This is a genomic window from Candidatus Desulfosporosinus nitrosoreducens, assembly GCF_030954495.1.
Lineage (GTDB): Bacteria > Bacillota > Desulfitobacteriia > Desulfitobacteriales > Desulfitobacteriaceae > Desulfosporosinus > Desulfosporosinus nitrosoreducens.
This window is the reverse complement of sequence record NZ_JAVHUW010000048.1, coordinates 139,118-159,345: the sequence shown is the minus strand read 5'-3', so window position 1 is coordinate 159,345 and position 20,228 is coordinate 139,118. Positions and strand designations below refer to the sequence as shown.

General features: G+C 41.5%; 25 protein-coding genes. 1 reads left to right on the top strand and 24 read right to left on the bottom strand.

What is annotated here, in order from left to right; genetic code table 11:
• The 11 genes from REC12_RS11425 to REC12_RS11375 form a co-directional block, all read right to left on the bottom strand.
• Complete coding sequence (locus REC12_RS11425) at window positions 1–1,311, bottom strand: hypothetical protein (protein WP_308894498.1); 1,311 nt, start codon at window positions 1,309–1,311, stop codon at window positions 1–3.
• Window positions 1,312–1,314: 3 nt separating this feature from the next.
• Window positions 1,315–1,911, bottom strand: coding sequence for a hypothetical protein (locus REC12_RS11420; RefSeq protein WP_308894497.1), 597 nt, complete (start codon window positions 1,909–1,911; stop codon window positions 1,315–1,317).
• 19 nt (window positions 1,912–1,930) lie between these two features.
• Window positions 1,931–2,572 (bottom strand): baseplate wedge 1 family protein, encoded by a 642-nt coding sequence (locus tag REC12_RS11415; protein ID WP_308894495.1) that lies wholly within the window; start codon window positions 2,570–2,572, stop codon window positions 1,931–1,933.
• A 12-nt stretch (window positions 2,573–2,584) separates the two neighbouring features.
• Window positions 2,585–4,249, bottom strand: coding sequence for a phage head spike fiber domain-containing protein (locus tag REC12_RS11410; protein WP_308894493.1), 1,665 nt, complete (start codon window positions 4,247–4,249; stop codon window positions 2,585–2,587).
• Window positions 4,250–4,260: 11 nt separating this feature from the next.
• Window positions 4,261–5,436 (bottom strand): baseplate J/gp47 family protein, encoded by a 1,176-nt coding sequence (locus tag REC12_RS11405; protein ID WP_308894492.1) that lies wholly within the window; start codon window positions 5,434–5,436, stop codon window positions 4,261–4,263.
• On the bottom strand, window positions 5,437–5,796 hold the full coding sequence (locus REC12_RS11400) for a contractile injection system sheath initiator (protein WP_308894490.1): 360 nt from the start codon (window positions 5,794–5,796) through the stop codon (window positions 5,437–5,439).
• Between the two features lie 8 nt (window positions 5,797–5,804).
• Entirely contained in the window at window positions 5,805–6,413 is a 609-nt protein-coding gene (locus REC12_RS11395) for a Gp138 family membrane-puncturing spike protein (protein WP_308894488.1), read from the bottom strand.
• A gap of 14 nt (window positions 6,414–6,427) precedes the next feature.
• Complete coding sequence (locus tag REC12_RS11390; protein WP_308894486.1) at window positions 6,428–7,882, bottom strand: glycoside hydrolase family 73 protein; 1,455 nt, start codon at window positions 7,880–7,882, stop codon at window positions 6,428–6,430.
• Window positions 7,883–7,909: 27 nt separating this feature from the next.
• Entirely contained in the window at window positions 7,910–8,251 is a 342-nt protein-coding gene (locus tag REC12_RS11385) for a phage baseplate plug family protein (RefSeq protein ID WP_308894484.1), read from the bottom strand.
• Between the two features lie 222 nt (window positions 8,252–8,473).
• Window positions 8,474–9,196, bottom strand: coding sequence for a hypothetical protein (locus REC12_RS11380; RefSeq protein WP_308894483.1), 723 nt, complete (start codon window positions 9,194–9,196; stop codon window positions 8,474–8,476).
• 156 nt (window positions 9,197–9,352) lie between these two features.
• Window positions 9,353–10,132, bottom strand: a complete 780-nt coding sequence (locus REC12_RS11375; protein WP_308894482.1) for a phage antirepressor N-terminal domain-containing protein — start codon at window positions 10,130–10,132, stop codon at window positions 9,353–9,355.
• A 268-nt stretch (window positions 10,133–10,400) separates the two neighbouring features.
• Between REC12_RS11375 and REC12_RS11370 the strand changes: the two genes are divergently transcribed.
• Window positions 10,401–10,625 (top strand): YqaE/Pmp3 family membrane protein, encoded by a 225-nt coding sequence (locus REC12_RS11370; protein WP_308894481.1) that lies wholly within the window; start codon window positions 10,401–10,403, stop codon window positions 10,623–10,625.
• A 104-nt stretch (window positions 10,626–10,729) separates the two neighbouring features.
• Here REC12_RS11370 and REC12_RS11365 read toward each other — a convergent pair whose 3' ends face one another.
• The 13 genes from REC12_RS11365 to REC12_RS11310 form a co-directional block, all read right to left on the bottom strand.
• Entirely contained in the window at window positions 10,730–11,470 is a 741-nt protein-coding gene (locus REC12_RS11365; RefSeq protein WP_308894479.1) for a DUF4352 domain-containing protein, read from the bottom strand.
• A gap of 78 nt (window positions 11,471–11,548) precedes the next feature.
• The gene (locus REC12_RS11360; protein ID WP_308894477.1) at window positions 11,549–12,442 is read right to left on the bottom strand and encodes a fibronectin type III domain-containing protein; all 894 of its coding nucleotides are present in this window, start codon (window positions 12,440–12,442) and stop codon (window positions 11,549–11,551) included.
• On the bottom strand, window positions 12,442–14,493 hold the full coding sequence (locus tag REC12_RS11355) for a phage tail family protein (RefSeq protein WP_308894475.1): 2,052 nt from the start codon (window positions 14,491–14,493) through the stop codon (window positions 12,442–12,444). Before REC12_RS11355 ends, REC12_RS11360 begins: the two co-directional genes overlap by 1 nt.
• Window positions 14,494–14,622: a DUF6889 family protein gene (locus tag REC12_RS26485; RefSeq protein WP_374214201.1), complete on the bottom strand. Its 129-nt coding sequence runs from the start codon at window positions 14,620–14,622 to the stop codon at window positions 14,494–14,496. It abuts the gene before it with no gap.
• Between the two features lie 50 nt (window positions 14,623–14,672).
• Complete coding sequence (locus REC12_RS11350) at window positions 14,673–15,122, bottom strand: phage tail assembly chaperone (protein ID WP_308894474.1); 450 nt, start codon at window positions 15,120–15,122, stop codon at window positions 14,673–14,675.
• A 25-nt stretch (window positions 15,123–15,147) separates the two neighbouring features.
• Complete coding sequence (locus tag REC12_RS11345; protein WP_308894473.1) at window positions 15,148–15,582, bottom strand: tail tube family protein; 435 nt, start codon at window positions 15,580–15,582, stop codon at window positions 15,148–15,150.
• A 16-nt stretch (window positions 15,583–15,598) separates the two neighbouring features.
• On the bottom strand, window positions 15,599–16,708 hold the full coding sequence (locus REC12_RS11340) for a DUF3383 family protein (protein ID WP_308894471.1): 1,110 nt from the start codon (window positions 16,706–16,708) through the stop codon (window positions 15,599–15,601).
• Window positions 16,689–17,258, bottom strand: a complete 570-nt coding sequence (locus REC12_RS11335; protein ID WP_308894469.1) for a phage neck terminator protein — start codon at window positions 17,256–17,258, stop codon at window positions 16,689–16,691. Before REC12_RS11335 ends, REC12_RS11340 begins: the two co-directional genes overlap by 20 nt.
• The gene (locus REC12_RS11330) at window positions 17,255–17,629 is read right to left on the bottom strand and encodes a hypothetical protein (RefSeq protein ID WP_308894467.1); all 375 of its coding nucleotides are present in this window, start codon (window positions 17,627–17,629) and stop codon (window positions 17,255–17,257) included. The genes REC12_RS11335 and REC12_RS11330 overlap by 4 nt, the downstream gene beginning before the upstream one ends.
• Before the next feature lie 4 nt (window positions 17,630–17,633).
• Entirely contained in the window at window positions 17,634–18,206 is a 573-nt protein-coding gene (locus tag REC12_RS11325; RefSeq protein WP_308894465.1) for a plant Invertase/pectin methylesterase inhibitor family protein, read from the bottom strand.
• Window positions 18,203–18,724: a DUF4054 domain-containing protein gene (locus REC12_RS11320; protein ID WP_308894463.1), complete on the bottom strand. Its 522-nt coding sequence runs from the start codon at window positions 18,722–18,724 to the stop codon at window positions 18,203–18,205. The genes REC12_RS11325 and REC12_RS11320 overlap by 4 nt, the downstream gene beginning before the upstream one ends.
• Before the next feature lie 10 nt (window positions 18,725–18,734).
• Window positions 18,735–19,091: a hypothetical protein gene (locus tag REC12_RS11315; protein ID WP_308894461.1), complete on the bottom strand. Its 357-nt coding sequence runs from the start codon at window positions 19,089–19,091 to the stop codon at window positions 18,735–18,737.
• A gap of 77 nt (window positions 19,092–19,168) precedes the next feature.
• On the bottom strand, window positions 19,169–20,227 hold the full coding sequence (locus tag REC12_RS11310; RefSeq protein WP_308894570.1) for a major capsid family protein: 1,059 nt from the start codon (window positions 20,225–20,227) through the stop codon (window positions 19,169–19,171).
• Between the last annotated feature and the right edge of the window lies 1 nt (window position 20,228).

The following is a 20,228-nucleotide window of genomic DNA, read 5'->3' as shown; positions in this document are numbered from 1 at the left end:
TTAAGTAATTGTCATTACTGTTGGCAATGTTCCGCATAGGTAATAATTTTTAATTTGTGGCCCATACATTGTACTCGTAGTACTAGCATATATCTGAATATAATCACCAGAACTAAATGATATATCTTCAGTATATGTTACAAAAGTAGTTGAACTCGTTGTACGCAACGTTCCTACAGCGACGCCGTTTTTATATACCTGAGCAGAAGTAGTAGTCCCTGCATTCCCTGATCCGAAATCAAACTTAACTCTAATAATACCGCGAGGGCCAGTTACCCGGAATTGTTTTACCTGTGCCATTGACGTACTAGACGTACTCACGGTCGTCGTACTTGATGCTAAAGTTGCATCACTTGCTGTCATCAACTGATAATCAGGATACGACCCTGACACTCCAAATATAGATTTGCCTGACAAAATATTAGCCGCTATTAAATTGGCATCGCCCGATATTGTTTGTGCTCCCGAAAGATACTGTCCTGCTGAAATTGTCTGGGCAGATGTTCCGGGTGTATAAGTTTGTGCTGTTTTAGACGGTATGGTCCCAGTTAATTTAACCCCGTTTACATATGCATATAATCCGCTGAGAATTTGGCTTGCAACAGCATTGGCATCTGAGGTATCCACCACACTACTTTTGCCGGCCACACCAAATATGCTGGCCCCGGCCTTGATGTTGCCAGTGACAAGATTAGCGTCACCTTTTACATAGCCGCTTCCATTGTGGTACCCTGTAGCAATTGCTTGATTAGCTGTTCCCGGAGTCATTACGACAGCTCCGTTGTTGGCCATAGCCCCGGACGTACCTGCTATAGTTGTCCCACTTAACACATTTCCTGCCGGTACTGAAACGGCCGAAACAATTCCAGACCCATTATGATATCCCGCTGGTATGGCCACGTTTGAAGGCCCCGGGGTAAGCGTAACAGCTCCGTTGTTGGCCATTGTGCCCGTAGATCCATTTGGATAAGTTGCACTACTAAATGTAGTTCCACTCAGAACCTGAGTGGGCGTTGCATTACCTGTGGGGTTAATAGTACCTGCGGAATAACTCCCTGCTACCCCAAATATGCTGATTCCGCTTCTAATATTGTTAGCTACTAGATTACTGTCTGTTGTTGCCGTTACTGTTCCACCCGTTGTGTATCCGGATGGAATGGTCTTTGTGCCGCCGTTTGATGCTACTGCGCCACTTACCGCCCCATTGTTTGGCATGGTACCTTGTCCATTATAGACGGTCCCCGCGCAAAACTTTTTACCCGCGAGAACATCACCAGGACCTGCATCACCCGGTAAAATTAATTGAGACATCCCTTACACCCCCAGAATCGACGAGGATATATAAACTTGATTTGCTATTCCTGCAGTCACATTCACACTTATCGCAGCTGCATTAGCATTGATAATTAAAGGCACCAAATTATAGCTTCCGACTGGAACCATCTGGCTTATCATTGTATTCGTCTGTGCTCCAGTAGCGTCCGTGTATGTTACGGTAATTGTAACCATTGTAGGAGCTGTAACAACTCTAAAATAACAATCTATTTGATAATTGCCGCGCGCAGGAGGGGTATATGTGGCAATAGTTTGCTGAGAAGTACCAGTTATAGATACCTCGCTTACACTTGCCTTAAGAAGGTTTGATCCACTTACATCAAACGTATTAGTTATAGCTGTAACTAAAGCGTTAACGTTATCATCGCTTACCGTCTGACCTTGATTCGCCATAAACTGAGCTAACGCCGCGACCATAACTGATGTCTGACGGTAAAACTTGTTATGCATTCTAGTTTTTGCGATACCATTTTGAAGACCGCTAGTTCTCTGAGTCTCGGCCAAATATTCAATATCAGTGTCTGTATTGGATGTATCAGTCGGATTAAAAACAAGGAAATTCGTACTTCCAGCCAATCAAGACAACTCCTTTCCTTTAGAAAATTGAACTCCATGTGCCTTCATCAAATCCTTTTAGATCTGTGCTTTCAACTCCAAAGGCGAACAGAGCAGTATCAGAATATGAACAATAAATTTGAACTCCTTGGGGTTTGGGGATCAGATAACCGTTTGTTGTAAGATCTTTCTGAAGCTGAGAGGACAAGCCTATGATGAAAGCATCCATCGTCATGTTCTGATTGTCTCTCACAATTAAATAGGCATCGGTAAAAAGAATATCCCACATTGTATATAGGCTAGGAAGAGTTCCGTCCCACATATTCCGTAGGATTTTGGCATGTAAAACTAATCTATAGGTCGTATCGTCAAGAACCGGACTAGACCCATCAGTAGGCTGAAAGTTTACAGTCCTTTTGATGCCCACGATGTCGCCTAACATATCGAGTTGAACACCGACCGCCGTGTCAATATCAAAGTACGTACTGAGATTATTTGCTAAACTCGTTCCGTCATCAAGGATACTCAGAGGAGCTGCCAGCCAAGCCGCAAGCTTAGGCTTATTCTGGTGCTCTGAAGTAATAAGATTGAGGTATCTTTGAATATCCGGGAACTTATCCTGTGCGAACTCAACCTCTGTGCCATATTTGAAAGCTCCATATTTCGCTTGCCCATACTTCATTTCATCACCCGATTATCCATAAGTTGGCTCATAGGTGGCGGCCGTTGAACCGGTATTTAACTGGATATCTGCTAATACCACATCAACACCGGACCCCGAATCCCTTAATAAATATACTCCGACACTTGTGCATCCGGCCGGAGTGGTAAAAGGAACAGAAACCCTAGTAAAATCAGAGGTGTTAAGTTGACTTAGGTAGGATGTTGAAGGAATAATATCCACACTGTTTGTATTGTCATAAACGCTATAGCTCGCCGCAGTACCGCCCGTTTTGTTTTTAGCGTAAAAGCTAAAACAGTATTGAGTATTGGGTGAAACAGCGACGCTCTGCTTAAGCATATGACTACTTGATGTAACGGTGACTTCGTCTGCAGTTTGTTGGCCATCAGGCGCCGTATCAACGTTTGGGGTAATTGTGGCTCCTGAGGCTAGCCATACCGTATTGTCTAGCTGACTACTATATTTAAGCAAATTCACTTGTGCTGCATATTCTTTTATTTCATTGTTTCCGCAATTACCCATTACTTCATAGTTAGTAACAGTGGACACATCTATTCCAATAGGGTTATCGGCGTTGTAGCCTTCAAAATGATTACCCATGATAGTTACTTCATTTACTTGTTTCAAATATACACAGTGCCTTACGTTTACATTTTCTGCTTTAAACTGATTGTTTGATATGATAATACCTTTGCTAAGATCTGTTCCGTTCACTAGGCCTTCGACATGGATAAAATCATGCCCAGCTTCACTCCAGCCCGGGTTACTAAACATACTACCTTTAATAGTTAAATGAAGCGCTCCAGAACTAATATAAATGCAGCCTTGCTGCCCCATTTCATAAATGTTATCACTAAGCAAAATATTTTGAGCGCTATCAGCCATGAGTACATTATACTGAGGGGACCCGCCATCAAAATGATTTCCGATAAAACGAGCGACAGATCCCTGTACCTTAAGATTAGCTTCAACTGACCCTACATTATTAAAGCAAAACCAAGAATTTGTCATTCTCCATCCCCAACAAATTCCTTCTTGATCGCTATCTTCAAAATTACAAAATAATACTTTATTCAAGAATCCGGTGTCCTCTGTAACAAAATTATCAAAATTTAATGCTAAACTATTTTTTGCTACATTTCTTGTTCGAACTTTCATTATGGTGCCTTGATCTAACCATAAGTGAAGAGCCGTTCCTCCATTAACAAACGAATTATTTTGCTTATTCACGTCAACCGCAAATTCTTTTAAGGTAAGACCTGTGACTTTAGTTAGATTTTCAAAAGCATTTATATCTGTACTGGGATTAATCTTGAAAATAGTCGCCAAATCTCCTGATCCTGCCAAAGTTATAGGTATTGATGGACGAATAGGCATTTCAAGGTTAACCGTACCGTCCAATATCTTGACTTCATCGCCACTTGCTAAAGACCCTATAATTTCATTAATCGTAGCCGCATCGTTTGTCCCATCTAATACATATCGGGCATTTAACTTCTGCTGAGAATCGGAAGGTGCTATGGTAATTACTCCACCCTTACCAAAACCATTACTAACCGCAGTTTCGATAGCAACTATCTCCGCATATGCCTGGTTGATATCAGCAGCCAGCACATCATTGATATTATCTTGCTTGTCTGTCCAAGGAACAATTGAACTAGGAAATTTAGGGATCATAGTACATCCTCCTACGAAACATTGATTGTAATATAGTCCACATTACCGCGTACCGCCTCATTAAAGGCTGTGGTAATATCTGCGGTCCCTGGAGTCTCCCCATGCCTACATGCGGTTATGGAAGTCACTGAGTAGGTTGGGTTTAAAATATCTTGAGCTGATAAGGCAGACCCGAAAAAGTTATTAACCGGGATATCAGTAGCTCCCATTGCCATCCCATTTAAAAAAGCAGCTATTGCCGCTTGAATCGCTGTCGTCATTGCCGACGTATATCCAGTTAATTGTTTAACGTTTATAACTACGTCTACATCTACATACGTTGGTCGATAAAAACCAATTGGCATGACTTGCCCATATTGGTCTGTGATATTTACTACAGTAGTTCCATTAGCCAGGCAACCCGGGCCTTTTTTGTTATAGATAGTTTTTGCTATGTCGGCATCGCTCCCACCTTCAACCAAAACCGTTATGCTGTGTGCCGGCAGGCCGTTTGAATCTGGTGCTGAGGTATCGTTTTCGTAAACCTTAAACCTTGTTACACCCGGCAGCGCCGCGATTGCCCCTTTAGTTCCTTCGAGTACTGTCAGGCTGGGTTGTGCTGTACTGATAGCTTGACGAGCCTTGAGCTGGGAGTCGGTTTCTATAGCTGTTCCAAGGGTAGCAGCGGCATTGTTTACAACTGTAGTCCAGCCATAAGTAGGCGTTGCGATAATGTTAATTTCTCCCGCACTAGCTACTATTGGCCCAACAGTTTGACAGGTTACTGTAGAATCAACCGTTCCGTTTGTTCCAATTATAACTGTGGCAGGTAAACTCCATTTATAACCACTTTGGTCTTGGATTACACCGTTGTATATGACAGTGTTAGATATTCCTGTTAACGTAACTGGACAAGTTGAATAGGTAGGAACGCTACGTTTAATGCCGTTAAGTTTAATTAATCCATCAAGGGACGGACCAATTGCTGTTCCTGGTCCTCTACTGTTGTAGGCAAGTTGAATTGCTTGCATGGTATCATTCATCTTATAGGCAAACGTCGAAATAAATTGATAGTCTTGCGAATCTATTCCTAAATAAATACCCTGTCCAAAGATATTTTTAGCTTGCTGAATTAGGTCATTAAGTATGTCTTGATAAGATGGCAGATGCAATCCTGCAGCATCAATATATGGGGCTACGTATGCCATTTATAAACTCACCCCCGATACTGTAACAGTTCCATAAATTGTATTAACTGAGCAACTTACCACTGTATATTTCCTATTCTCATAAGAACTTTGGAAATTGATAATGTCCAAAACTCCTTGTGTTGCTAAGATACGTTCTTTAATCAGTAAGTCTGCAGCGGATATTTTCTCAGATGTTCCTGGTTGACCTAAAATATTCTGGAATAACGGTAATCCTTCACTTGTATCCTCCCACCACTCTCCTTTGAGGAGTAAGAGGTTTGTTTTTATCGCTTGCACTACGGCATCGATATCGCTAAGAAAGGCTTGCATATTGCCCATTGTGTAGTCTCCGTTCGAATCTAAAGATCGATATTTCATAGATCCTCCTAACTCGGGCCGCTGGTCGTCCCGCCATCAGCAGGAGCAGTGTGAGTGTGAGTGGTCATATTTATTCCGCTTGCTGTTAAAGTTCCTTCAATTGATACATTTCCTTTAATCGCTATACCGTTTGGCGATAAGTCAATGTATTGATTTCCGTCGTCTGATCGAATTTGCGTTGAAATTGTGCTGTAATTCGAAAGTCTTCTTGGTTGACTTCTTAAGCCGACAACCGCAAATGCATCAGATAAATCATGCCTGCGTTGTTCAATGGGGGCCTGCACGCCGCCATTAGACCACCATGAATCAATACATTGGTCGCCAAAAATCACCAAACATTCATCACCCTTTTGGATCGGGAAAGTCATTGTATATCCACCGCCGCCGATAAAGCAGACTGGTACATCTAAGAGCAAAGGCAAGTTGACCATATTCACATTACCAGAATCGTCAATTATTCGCTCTTGTATTGCTGGTTGAACCGTTACTGTCTGCTCAACGGGATCAAAGCTTTGCACAATACCTGGCATAGCTGACCTAAGATCTACTCCCCATTTATCGCCCATGCGATTATACATTTCGAATTGACTATTCGATCTCTCTGCGTACGTAAGCAAGTTTTATCATCCCCCTACTGCGCTGATTGCGTAGAATTAGTAATCATTGCAGGAATAGCTCCAGCTTGCGTCACGGTCTCAAGTTCTGTATACCAATCATTCCCTCTTGTATCACCCATATAAGTTATTTGGATAACCCTATAAATACCATCTTGATCTAGAGTATATATTTGTTGCCCTTGGTCAAATTGCTGAGCATGGACCAAAGTATTATCCACATGAACTAAAGAGTTCAATTTAATTTGCGGGTTCATAAGACAACTGATTGTTACTCCATAATCTTGTTGCTCGGGAACGCCGATTAATCCTGAATCTGGAGATAGATCCAAAATCTCTCCATCCGGAATGTCACTGGCCTTTACAAAATTGATTTTTCCACCCTCAATATATGCCGCTGCATTTTCAGACTTGGCGATCTGCCGAATGTAATCGCGGGTAAGCCCAAAGATAACTTTGCCTCTCGTTAACTGAGAGGTCGACAAAGAGTCTGATATACTGCCAAGTTGCGTGGGTATTGTCGCTTTACTGGCTAATCCTTCGATTACGCTTCGATTGTTTTGCCCTCTGACCAGAGAGAAATTAGATTGACTGTAACTCATCCATCGGTCTGAGTCAGCTGCAACCAGAGTTAGAGTATATGTCGTTCCATCTTCTTTGTTCCTTATGGCCTGTACTACGTCACCGTCAAAGATAAGTCCATATTGACTTCCTTCGTAGCCAGCTTCTAAAGTAACGCGGTTCCCCTCCTGAATAATTGTATTTTCGGATTCAGGGCTCAAATTATAGATTACAATCGTTGAGAATTGAGGCTGTAATTGTGCCGCTGTTTTAACGCAGCTAAATACAACTCGAAGATCAGATACGTCAAGGGCTGTTTGCCCATCAGAGCTACTAACAATAACCCTGCACCGGCGCCCATAAAGTATGTCAGGAGAGGTCCACGTACTATCTGAGACTATACTGTATTGAGTCGTCGGAACATCAGAACCTGGATTTGTGGAATCTATTGATCTGCCAGTATAACTTCCAATATCATATTGAGTCAGATTATTGGCTTTAATTGTACTAATTAGCGAGCTAGCATAGGTTGCCGAATCCCCGGCATACCCATCAGATTGCAGGTTATTAGCTACTGATCTGTAGTCGGTATTTCCAATTACATTCGCATACCGAGAATTATTTGCAAGGAAAAAGCCGTGGTCGATCATTGAATCTCCCCACGACTGATATCTTCGATAATATCCACCATCATCCGTGGCGTAAGATCCTTGTACAATATTCATTCCCGGAGACTTTGCGCCAGCCATTTTAATTCCAAAAAGGTTTTTGTCATAGTTTGCTGAATATGATGTTCCCCAATTGCTCTCAATAATAGCCTGAGCAATCGTTATAGAGGGTAAAACACCATACAAGGAATACCCTTGTTGAGCACCAGGGACTAGGTTTGCTATAAAATCAGCGTTAGACAACTGCATCATCACCCTTTTACGGCATATTTAATCCGCCGATCCCCACGCAAGCAGGAAATCACTGCCCAAGGTCGTCGCATCAGGACTATCCATAGAGCTATTACCTACATTAACAATACATGCACTGCCAAGCCCTAGGTAAGAGTATTGCTCCAGGAGATCAGCTGCCGGGTACCCACCGGCCAACAGAGGAATGTTATCAAGAATTAGCGCGTTGGTATTCGGATCTGAAATTGACATGACCCAATAACCAGCCACATTATTATATCGGATTCGGAGTCTTAGCTTTAGGTTCTTGCCATCAACAGGTATGGTTGTTACAAACGATTGATCCGGATCTGATGTGGTTGGAATTATCATCATGCTCATAGCGAATCCTCCTTTTTGGAGCATAAAAATAACCGTCGATTGGACGGCTTAATAATATTTCACTTTAAAGAAAATTCTTCTTAAGAAAAGGATAATCCCTCCTTTTGTCAAAATTAGTATTTGTCACAGCTAATTTGCAGAGAGGAGGGATTAATATGACAGATAAGAATAAACCAATAACTAAAGCAACAAGAGATTCATGTGATAAACCGCTAAAGGTTGCTACTCAACCCCCACCGCCGCCTCCGAAGAAGAAAGACCAGTAATCTCTACAAAGGGCATTGCCCCATCAACTGAATTCTTATCTAAAATTTTAATGTATAAACCTGTCTTTGTATCAATGAATATATTAGTTATAGGAATTTCATATTCATCAATTATCTTTCTTACATTTGCCGTCTTATCTAGAAATAGATTGCGTTCTGGCTCAAAAGGCCGGGACGCTTTTGTTATTCTACCTACTATTGCTTTTTCTGGGATATCCAATCTGCCAAATTCAATGTATTGATCGTCATTATTTAAAAATACGGTCTCCCAAACTGAGGTTCCTTTCGAAAAAGCAGCTACACCCCTCCACTTTCTGATGGTATTAATTAATACCAAGAGTATTCTATATCCCCATTTAGCCCAGATCGCGCTAATAAAAAAGCTAACAACAAGACTTAACATAAAAAAGGCAGTCAGGAATACCAAGCTCCCAGATGCATTTAGCAAATCCTTGATGATCCAAATTGGTTTTACTCCACTAAAATAATGGACATTAACAACTGCCCAATTATATAAGAGCAATGTCCCAAAGGATACTGGGAGCCATAATAAAGCTGCTACCGCTGTAAATTCACCGGGTGTATGTTTTACGACTGGATTAATTCCAAAAGCCTGTAGCCAGAAGTAGGCTAAAACACCTGGAAGTAGGAATACTAGGGTTCCGAGAAAATTATCCACTTTTCCCTCACCTCTCCTTGTACTCTTTCGGCGATAAGTTCCTTTTCCCTTCTTTTTATCAATTAATTAGGGTTAATCATTAAACGATCTTTTGGGCAAAAGAAAAACACCCGAAGGGTGTTAGGGACTATACACGCTCCTCTTTGGGAGGCGACATCATCTGTTTATCGGAATAAGAGTTCTCATGACTGGTATTACACTTTCAAAGTATCTAAAGGTTTCGACTTCCTTATTGCTATGTCTTGATTTATCGTGGAAGAGCTTTCCATACTCTTCAGTCTTAAGATTGTGCCTGTTCGCAAGTATTCCTACCATATTTGAAGATATGCCTAACTCTTTGCCTATTTCTGTTGCGGAATATGTCTTAGGTCCTGCCTCAGGAAGAGGAAGTAGGAATTCCCCGGTGATAATTCTTGTAGCATGACTTTCGAGAACTTGTCGATATGTCCCATTGTATCCACCGGCGATTTTCAGGAGTATTCCCGCCTCGCGTGCTCGGGCATTCGCCTCCTTTGCTTTGATTACGCTTTTTTGATATTCGGTCATGTCGACCGCTTTAGATTGCTTAGTTATAAAAGCTTCCGCTAAGACATCTTTAGCTTTGAGTTGATATTCGACTAAGCGTTCTTGGATTTCTGGATTATCAATGATATTTGCGTTAATTTTGGCTAACCAGAGGGGGAGAAAGTCGATTTTTAAGCAAGTTACTTCTTGATTTCCGCCTTCGGTAGGGAGTCCGATTTTTCGGATACCTTTTTGCAGGACTATATCTGCGTTCATTCGCTCAACCTCATACCGTTGTTTACGTTCGTCCATGCCTAAACCTTTACAAAACCATTTAACACCGGCGTAAATTTCGCCGTCGTTGCACTTGGCGGCCATAATCTCCGTGCCATTAAAATCAACTAACTTTTGCTCAACGGGTACTAAATTCATGTCTCTTTCACTCCTTATACTTAAAAAATTCAAAAAGAAAAACACCCGAAGGTGTTAGAGACTATCCACGCTTCCTTACGGGAAGCGACTCGTCGGTGACAAATTCAACATCGATGTGGAATTTATTTCAATCCACGCTTCCAATAAGGAAGCGACATCGACCCTCTTGCTAGATATAATACCATATATTTCATTTTTAAACTTATCTTTTCGACAATATTCTGTGGAATCTCTTTCGTCATAAAACGTATAATTATTTCAATAAATAATGCAAGGAGCGATTAAAATGTATTTCTTAGCAATTATCTGTCCACCATTGGCTGTACTACTTTGCGGAAAACCTATCCAGGCAATTTTGAATTTAGTTTTGTCGTTGCTCTTTTATTTTCCTGGATTAATACATGCACTAATGGTAGTTAGCGAAAAGAAGTCCAATGAAAGAATGCAGATACAAACTCAGGCTATAATTAGATCATCAACAAGTAATGATTAACAAAAAAGGCTGACTCAAGAGAGTTGGCCTTTTTGCTAGTCATTATCCCAAAACACCCAAAGGTGTTAGACTAGCGTTTCTTATCAAATTTTATAAATACTACTTCAGTTATATGGCTTAGGCCATGCGAGATTTGGACTAATTGCGTTTATCGCAAAATCAATACTCTTGGTATCTAGACCAGTTTCCACCTGTAATACAAATTGCTGTTCGGTAGTGGGAACTGCAAAAGCTATTTCTCCGCGCCTCATATTATCTGAACCATTAAGTATTTCACCGGATATATCGCCTACTGTCCCTTCTATTGAAACGGGGCGAAAGGTATATCCGTTAGAATCCTTTAAAACAAAATTGCTTAAACTACTTAAGTATGACTTATTTTGAAGGTTTAGTATTGAAAAATCAATAACAGCATAATATCTACCTGGTGGCAACATCATATCAGGATTAGCGGTGCGATTACCTTCTACGCAAAAAAGAACACTTTTATCTGCAACAATCGCTTTCCTAATAGGATACACTTCTCCCTCTTTTGCTTCAATAATTTCCCCACTTGCAATTAGTTTATTAAGATTATCTTCTTGTTGGTTTTTGCCATTTGATGCCGCGTCATCCGACTGGGTCAATTGTACTTTTTTGCCCTTAGTATCTGGTGCAGGAGTTGACACGGTGATTTTGTCATCGGGAGTTATTGAACTTTGAGTATCAGGAACAGATACGGAGGTATTTTGTTTTTGAGTTGCGGATTTTAATACATTTGCCGCTATTCCTGTTCTATAAATCCCAAAAGTCAATCCACCAATAAAACACAATCCTACTAGAGATAATAATATCTTTTTATTCATCACGTTAAGTCACCTTCCCTTGATAAAATAATAACATATATTAACAAAGGAAAGATGTATTCATAAAATAAAAAATTTTTAAGCATTTTGTAGGGTTCCTAGCGGAGCATTTTCTAATTTATCCTTTATTGACTTTACAACACTTTTATTTGGTGTCTGCGGCACCACTACGCCCCTGTTCGTTGAATCTGTCACATGCGGATTGGCACTAACCTTAACCGTCTTAACACTAGCCACAAATACCTCTCTCAATGTTACAGTAGCTTTTAACCCGTACAAGGTCGTATAATCGTCGGGAACAGCTATTTCGGAAATGAGCATGTTCTTAAATAATCCCAAGTGTGTCATGACGTTCATCGGAATTCTTTGTTCCTGCAATTTAGTTAATACCTGAAAAGCAGTTAAGGACCTCGATGAACCCTGTGAAAATTGCCCTGGTACTATACTTGTCGCAACGTCCGACATACCGATTTGCATGACCAATTCAACGGGATTTACATAAGCATGGTCAGTAATCGCCGCCCCGGTTTCAACCGGATGGTCGGTAATAGTTAAGCTGCGAGTATAATTAGTCTGCAATACGGCATCAAAAAAATAGCCAGCAATGTTCGTTTTAACATATACGAGCTGTTGCGCGATAGGACTTACATTCGGATCACCTGTCGTATCTGCTAAGGTTGTAAATTGAGGAGATTTAGAGAGTGCGCTTTCCCCGGTACCTTGTTGATCGAGTTTAGTGTGTATAAAAGCAACATACGTTTTACTTGGCTTTAACCCGGTAATTTGTGAGCTATAATATTGCGTATTTGGAGTGTAGATATTTTGGTTGGAAAATACCGGCGTACTAAGGTTATCCGTTGCATAGCAAAGTATATCAGCATAATTAGTATCAGCGCCGGTCGAAAACCACTGGAGAAACGCCGAGTTTTCTGTGATACCGTAAATTGATAAGTCCTGGGGTACTGTTGACATTATCTATTCACCCCTTGAAAATGCCTTGTTAGCGACGTTGTTGTTACTCCGCTTACTGTTTTAGCTACGGATTGAGGATCGTTTGCGCCGTAGATATAATAGTTTTGCTTCATGGACACCTGGGAAATACTTGATGAAGTTGTTTGCGGGTAAAGATAGCTGATAGGAGTCCCGCCCACGCTAAACTGGTTATTCCCGTATCCTTTTGCCATTTGGAATAATCCTTTTGTAATATCACCAAATTCTTGTGGAATAGAATTTATGAACGCCGTAAATCCTTTTTTAAGCGCTGCCCAATCAACACTTGCTGGAGCCATTTCTGAGCCAGGAATATTTTCTTTAAAAGAGTTCCATGAAGGAGCATTGTCCTTTTGAGCTTGATTTATGTTCGTGGTCTGGTTCGAAGTATTATTGTAGTTATGGTTTGTTTCATATTTAATGGTCGAGTTGTTAGCTGTTGCGTCATTACCATTAGATCCCGATATCCCGTTTTTGCTTGGATTCCAGATCGTTTGCTTGATTCCCGATTGACTTTCTTGGTCTTCCTCGAATGACGATTTCTTTTCCGGCTTGGGATTAGATTTCTTTTCTCCGCTAAAAGATCCTTTCACAGCATCGGCAATTCCTTTGGGGATTCCATCCATAAATAACTTGAATCCCTTCTCAAGGCCGCTATAATCCCCGGTAAATAAACCCTTTAATTCGCCAGCAACAATTGTAATTAATCCGGCTATAGACGTTAACGTGTCTCTTACAATGCCTAAAGCTGATACGAGAGCCGTTGATAATAAATCACCTGCTCCAGCATCTCCCATAAAGTTAAACATATCGCCAAAGGCGCTTACTAAATCAACAACGCTTCCATACAGATCTCCTAGGGCTTGAGCTAAGCCGCCAAAAGTATCATTTTCAGATAACTTATTCCATAGTTTTACAATCCAATTCCATAGAGTTTCTATTCCATGCCAAAGAATAGTAACATATCTCTCATTATTACTCAGGAAAGTTTTGAACGTCTGCGATCTTCCAACACTTTCAATCCATGTCCATATTTTTTCAAGTCCTTTTATTAGGAAATTAAGTTTATCTTGAAATTCTTTTGAGTTAAGGAATTCTTCGAGTTTTTGCCCAAAATATTTAATATCTTCAGCAATTGTTTTAATATCTTTGATGAAAGCTTTTACGGTCTCATTATTTTTTAAGCTATCTTTGAATTTAATCACCCATGCCCAAAGTTTAGGGAACGCCGATTCTCCACCGTTGACGTAAGTATTGAAATCGTCAACTAAGAGCAGTAAAGCCGTTAAACCTGCTACAAATAGTCCTAGTGGAGTTGCTAACATGGTTAGTATCTTAAACCCTGTAAATATGCTTATTATCGTTCCTATGGCTCCTCTAATACTCCAAGCAGCCTCCGCTAACCTAACGAACCAACTAGCTACCTCGGCAATCTTAGCCGTCCATTCTGGCATATGCTGTTGTATTTTAGTATTAAGATCTGAAAGACCCTTTTTGAAATCTCCCATTGGACTGGCTAAATATTTTGTAAGATAGTATCCAATCCATTGCAGGGCATACATACCTTCCAATTTAAGCTTTTGAAATTCGAAGGTAATATCGCGAACACCCCTCATAGCGTCTTCATAATCCGCCGTTGGTACAGCTAACTGATGGGCAAGATTATTAAGCTCTTGGAATCTCTCCATGAGTTCGGGGCTTAAGTACAAGTCGTTTATGCTTGCTCCAAGCGCCTTAAGAGAGGATTGATAGGCTCTAGCTGCGTCCGTGCTCATCCACATTCTGCGGGCAAACATATTTGTTTGCAAATCAGATTGTGCCAGACCTGAAACGAATTTACCCAAGGCAAGTGTAGCTGTGGCAACAAAACTTACTACTCCAGTTGTAGCTTTGGCAAAATCTTTAACGGCGGAATTCGAAAAGCTATCGACTGAGTCCCCGGCTTTTTTCATGGCGTTTTGAGCTGCGCTCAGGGAGGAATCGTCAGTTTTAAATCCTATTGAGACTAAGTATTCTTTGATGACATCCAACATTTATTTTTCCTCCCTTGCAGCTTCTTGCGCTCTGAGCTCATTTTCACGCTTTACGTTTAAAATTTCGTGAGCATCGCATAAATCATCAAACGTATAGGTCCCGTCCCATACTTCGTGCTGCTGCCACATCCCAGCGATAACAGGTCCGTACAAAAACTCTTCGACGTTCTCGCAATGAACTACTTCGTACCTAGGAGTCCCCCTAGGATTCCAGCTAAGGGGCTTTCGGAGAAAAAACTCATCACATTAAAGATTAAGGCATGGGCGACAAGTGGGAATGTTGTTGCCGAATCATTTTCCAAGCCAACAACTCCGAAATTACCATCTGAATTCATGACTCTTGCGGGGCCTGCTGGCAGAACCTCAAAGCAAACTTGCAAACATTTATCATGAATATAATTAAAATCTTGCTCAGACAAAGAAGTTAATCCAGATACAACCTTAATAACGTCGATATCATTAAGATTAACTTCTTCCTTATTTTTTTCTGTTATTTTATTTAAGTCCAATCCTTTAAGCATCGGGGCAACAATGCCCATTACTTTGATCAACATAAAAGAGCCGGTTCGTGCATCAAATTTCTTCACCACGAATTTCCGGCCCTTAATCTCGACTATTTTTTCTTCCATATAAAATTACTCCTTAAGCTGGCCCTTAAGCCGGATTTCTCTGAATATCTGCAGCTATTAACGACCATGTTAAATTTTGACCTTGTTGCTGGCGTGGACTGCTTGGTAATTTAGTAAATGATACCCCAGTACAAGTCTCTAATTCTGCCATTGCCGGAGTCCTAATAGAGACTATAATTCCTGCCCATTGATCGGTGCTGGCTGACTCTAAATAATTATATAATTTCGTTAACCATTGATGGAGTGAGGATGTTTGTTGGATAGCAATTGAGATTGTCCCATTCCGAGCCCTTACTTTTGTGACCATCACATTGCCGTCAGCAGCAATATCATGGATCGTCCTGTCGGTCGTCATATCTGTCGTTATTGATCCCAGTCCTGCCCCAGTTGCAATGTATTGGCCAAAGCTCGGATGAATAATTACCGCAGATACATCCGAAAAGCTATAAGTGTTATACATTTAGCCTCCTCCTTTCTTATCGATTAACATTAATTTGGATAGCCACAAATTCGATAGCCCCTGCGAGCTTGAGACATACGTAAATAGGCGGAGCAATACGGTTAGCTCTATCCTCTTCGCTTTGATTTGCAATCGACTCTGACAATATTATATAACCCTTAGAGAGACTATCTCCCGTACTTAAGCTCATAATTGGTGGAGCATTCCAAACTCCAGGAGCAAGAAATCCTCTCGTTAACGCTGACTCACAAGGACCGGTAATACTTGTGATTAAAAGCGTTACGCCTCCTTCTGTTTGAGGAACTTTTGAAATGCCTACAAGAAGATCCATAACTGCAGTACGAATGTCATTAACAAGCATGTCGAGGTTAAGTACTTCATCGAAGTGCATTCCATTAGCCATAATACCTTGCTCGAATAGGTTATAGTTGTTGCCCCTATTGATATAGACATTCCCGTTCTGCCCCTTTATAAGCATGACTTGATTTTCCGTCAAGACTTCCGGAATTACGCCAACTTCCTGCTTGTAGGCCAAAGTATATGCCGTGTTAGCCAATCCAGTATTGGCTCCCATTGCATATCCCATGATCGATGCAGCTGCATCGGGGTAGGTCGAATATTGTCCGATAGAACGCTTGAAACCTAATGCTTGTAGACTTTTCATTACATTACCATCTGTCCCCGCCAGAACATCGGCATCTGAAGTTGTATAAAACTGGGTTGATGCTGGTTCAACAGCTTCAAAATAAGGGGACAGGGCTTCAATATCATCTTTAACTGCTCCACACAAGTAACAAGCATACCAATCCGAGTTCTTTTCTCTGCATGAGGTAATTGCCTCCAATGCCGTTTCTTCTCCTGTATTATCCCATCGGCCTATTGCTAGCTTAGATGGCTTTGGATTTTGAGAAAAATACAGCGTCGCGGCCTTATATTCTGGCATGGATGTGGTAAAACCACCATCGGTCATATCATTTATGCTGGTAAAGATTTTTAGGCGGTCACTGACCGGAATAACCGCGCTCGTACCAACGATTAGCCCAAGATTGAAACCTTTACGCATTGTTGCTACTGGCGAAATAACCACGCTTATGTTGACAATATCACTAAGAGGTAATGTTGACATTCTCTGTTACCCCCTCCTCTGTTTTGATTTGAATATTGACACCTTGGATAACCGGCACGGTTCCTTGAAGAATCGCTTTCTCGTTAAATCTAACTGAAAAGTCGCTTCTTTCCCACCATCTACCATTAAACAATTCTGGAGAACGAATGGGTACTGGAACATCTAAAACAAGAAAAAGATTGTTTAGGCTTAGATCTGATTTAAATAGTCCATTTCTCAAAAGATTAGCATTTTCATAACTATTAGGACCATAGATAATCCATTGTATTGAATGAACTCTCGTATACGATGTAATTACGTTCGATTCCCCTGAATTTCCGCCAGTGTAAACAGTGTCTCTTTGTTGTGTGTAGGGATCATTCAAAGTTGATATCCGAAGAAAGGCAATATCGTCAGTAATAGCCCAACCCGGGGTGCCGTCTTTTTGCCATGATACGCGGACTTTACCAAAGTTGTTTGGGTCCTCAGGGTTAAGGCCGAGGAGCTGGCATGTGAGGTTATAGAAGATACTTTCAAGTTGATCTAAGGTTAGGATAGTATCAGCCATCATTCACCCTCCATCAGTACACCATAGGCCTTGTAAAAGCCAAAATCACCGAATTGGTTTACATTAAGAATCTTGTAATTATTACCATTCCAATAGATTTCATCGGATGTCCCAGGATTGCCTTGTCCATCATTGATATGAGTCACCAATATTTCCTTCTCTGAGTAGAAAACCATCATTGAAGTAGAACGATCACCTTCAGGGAATTGAAGAATTTCCTTAGCTGAAGCAGGCAGTACAACTCCCGTAAGAATTGGTGCAGGGATTAAGCAGGATGCCACGAATTTACCATGATCCCACGACCCTACTTTCCTGCAAACAAGAAAGGACTGACTAAATCTTTTGTTGTAGAGCAATCTCGACATGTTCAGCATTTAATCAGTCCTTCTCTCTTACTACGTAGGTAACGGCCTTTCGAAGTTGCTCGGTATCAATTAAGGGATGCGTCATGCCTTCTATGCCCGAAATATCCGACAAGCTTCCGCCTTCGTCAACATATCGAACTATCCCCTTAGCTATTGAGCTCTTATCTTTTCTGAGTTTATTTAAGACGGTCAATGGAGAATCGGGCGGCCAACCATTTTTCGGATTTTTAAACCAATCGCGCACGACGTTTTGGGCAACCATGCCAGCACTCTCAAGCGCTTTGCTTAAGGCCTCAATATCTCCACTCATAACAGCTTCGACTGCCTTACTCAATTCCGCCATAATTTGTTCTTTGTTTTCCTTGTCTTCAATGGCTGGCTCAACAAACGGTCTAGCGGGAATGTTTTGTAAAGGAGATCCCTTCGAATGAATAAATGCAAGCTCGGCGTTTGTGATTGTTTCACCTTCGCGCGAGCTCGTTTCTTCCGGAATGCCTACAAGGACATCAACCTTTGAAAGACTTTTTAAACTCTCTAAAAATTGTTTTGTCCTATCGTCGACGCCAACTGAAACATTTCCATTCATCTTATATACATCCCGGCTTTACCTACCAATTTCCCGATAGAGGCTAGCTGTTGCCCGTATAACGTGAGTTTAAATTGCGCCCATCCATTAAGATCATTGGCAATTGCGCTATAATCAGTGCCGGCAGATACATCCCCCACAGACTCAGAGGTAACAAGTCCCTGGGCTTTACCTGCTTCTAGGACTGCTCCCGCTGGACTTCCCGGGTTTGCGGCACCTTGAAGCCACAGCGTTGCGAAATGTGCAATGAAGAATCCCATGCAAGCCTTCCAATAACTACGGTAACGCGTTGCGTTGACACAGACCGAGGCGAGATCGATATACATCTGCAGGATGGGTTCTGGCACAATGTAATTATTGTTAGCATCTGGTCCAAATTGCGGATACATCGAGATAAAATCACTTAATGCATAATCGGGATTCGCACTTTGAATCACGTTTGATGCAGCTGCTATGGTTTGATTAACTATCGCATCGACATCTCGACCGTAGGCGTTGTTTGAGTTATCCCATGGCATGAGGGATCACCTACTTATCTTTGGATTTTTTATCTGTGGCGAGATCTGGATCAGAAGGAGGCGCATCAATAGTCGTTCCAGCTGTATTTTCCTTCGCCAGTAAATCTCTCTTCTCTTCCATGGCCTTTACTTCAGCCTTGAGTGCTTCGAGCCTCTCCATCTCTTTCAGCACACTTTCGCTTTCGCTGGAAGCCCCTACGGACAAGATCGATTTATCGGTAATAGCTGCCTGAAAGTATGGATCTTTTTCAACCCAATCAGGTAGCTCGCAAAAACCAACTTTAGTACAGTGACGAATTATATTTCCTTTAGCGTCTTTCTCACCGCAATTAAAGGCAAGAACTTTGTTTGCTAAAACCTTAATCATGGTTTTCCCTCCAAAATTAAAGGTAATCGCCTGTTATGGTGATTACCTTTGCATATTTATTCCGAGCTGGATTGGATTTAAATGCCGTCCACGTATTCTGCGCAACTATAGTATAGGAACTTAACTTGCGAGAACTGAGAGGCGAATACTGTCTCAAAACTAACGGTCCCTGTGTTCGGCGCGGTTAATACGCGGCTAAGTGGTACAGGATGGTCAATGTTTACTTTTTCTTCTTCTTTGCGATAAACTACCATGCGCTGAGTACTGCCAACGCCTGCACCCGTACACCATGACAGCGGGAATATCTTTAGCTCTTGGCCCTGGTTTTTAGCAATATTGTTTTCAAGCAGGTAGTTCAAGATAGACTGAGTACCTGCGGAAGTTACCGGAGTATTGGAAATGTAAGCGTAGTTAGCCCAGTCGATCAAGACACGGTTTGCTATACCCTCTAATGACCAGCCAGAGTTGATAACGGTTTGGGTAAGTGCTTGGTTAATGTCATTCATGATCTCAACAGGAGTTTTCTTGGACCATAATGTTGACCCAGCTGCCCCAGTTGCGGCACTTGACGCAGTAATAAGTGGAGAGTTAACCAAACCATAGGTTCCTGTTTTGCTTATACCGACATACACGTTTCGATCGATCATTTTGGCATGGTGCAAACGAATGCCGCTATCAAGTATACTTGACAAACTCTTGCCGATTTGTTGCAGTTTTTGCTCATCGAACAGTGGGGCACGGAGAATCTCACTAAAAGTATGCACTTTGAACACGTCTTTGGATAGGTTTGCCTGACTGACCGGTATGTTCGTTGTCTCACTGCCCATAATACTATCTTCATCTGAACCAGAAGTACCATAATCAACAAACACGTTACTGGTAATTGATGTCCAACCGCCGCCGGGTTTCATATCGATATCGCGAGGTGCAGTGATTGTTGTTAATGGTTCAAGCAAGCGAGGATCTTGTTTCTCAAGTTCGCCCGCGAGGAACACTAATCCTGTTGATGTTCCACCGGAGTCCATTCCGGGTCCATATACAGCTCCTGGCGCATGAGGAAATACTGCCCCAGCTTGCCCGGAGGCCATAATTGCATCCATAGTTTGCTTATACACCGAAGGCGTGGCAAAAGTCATT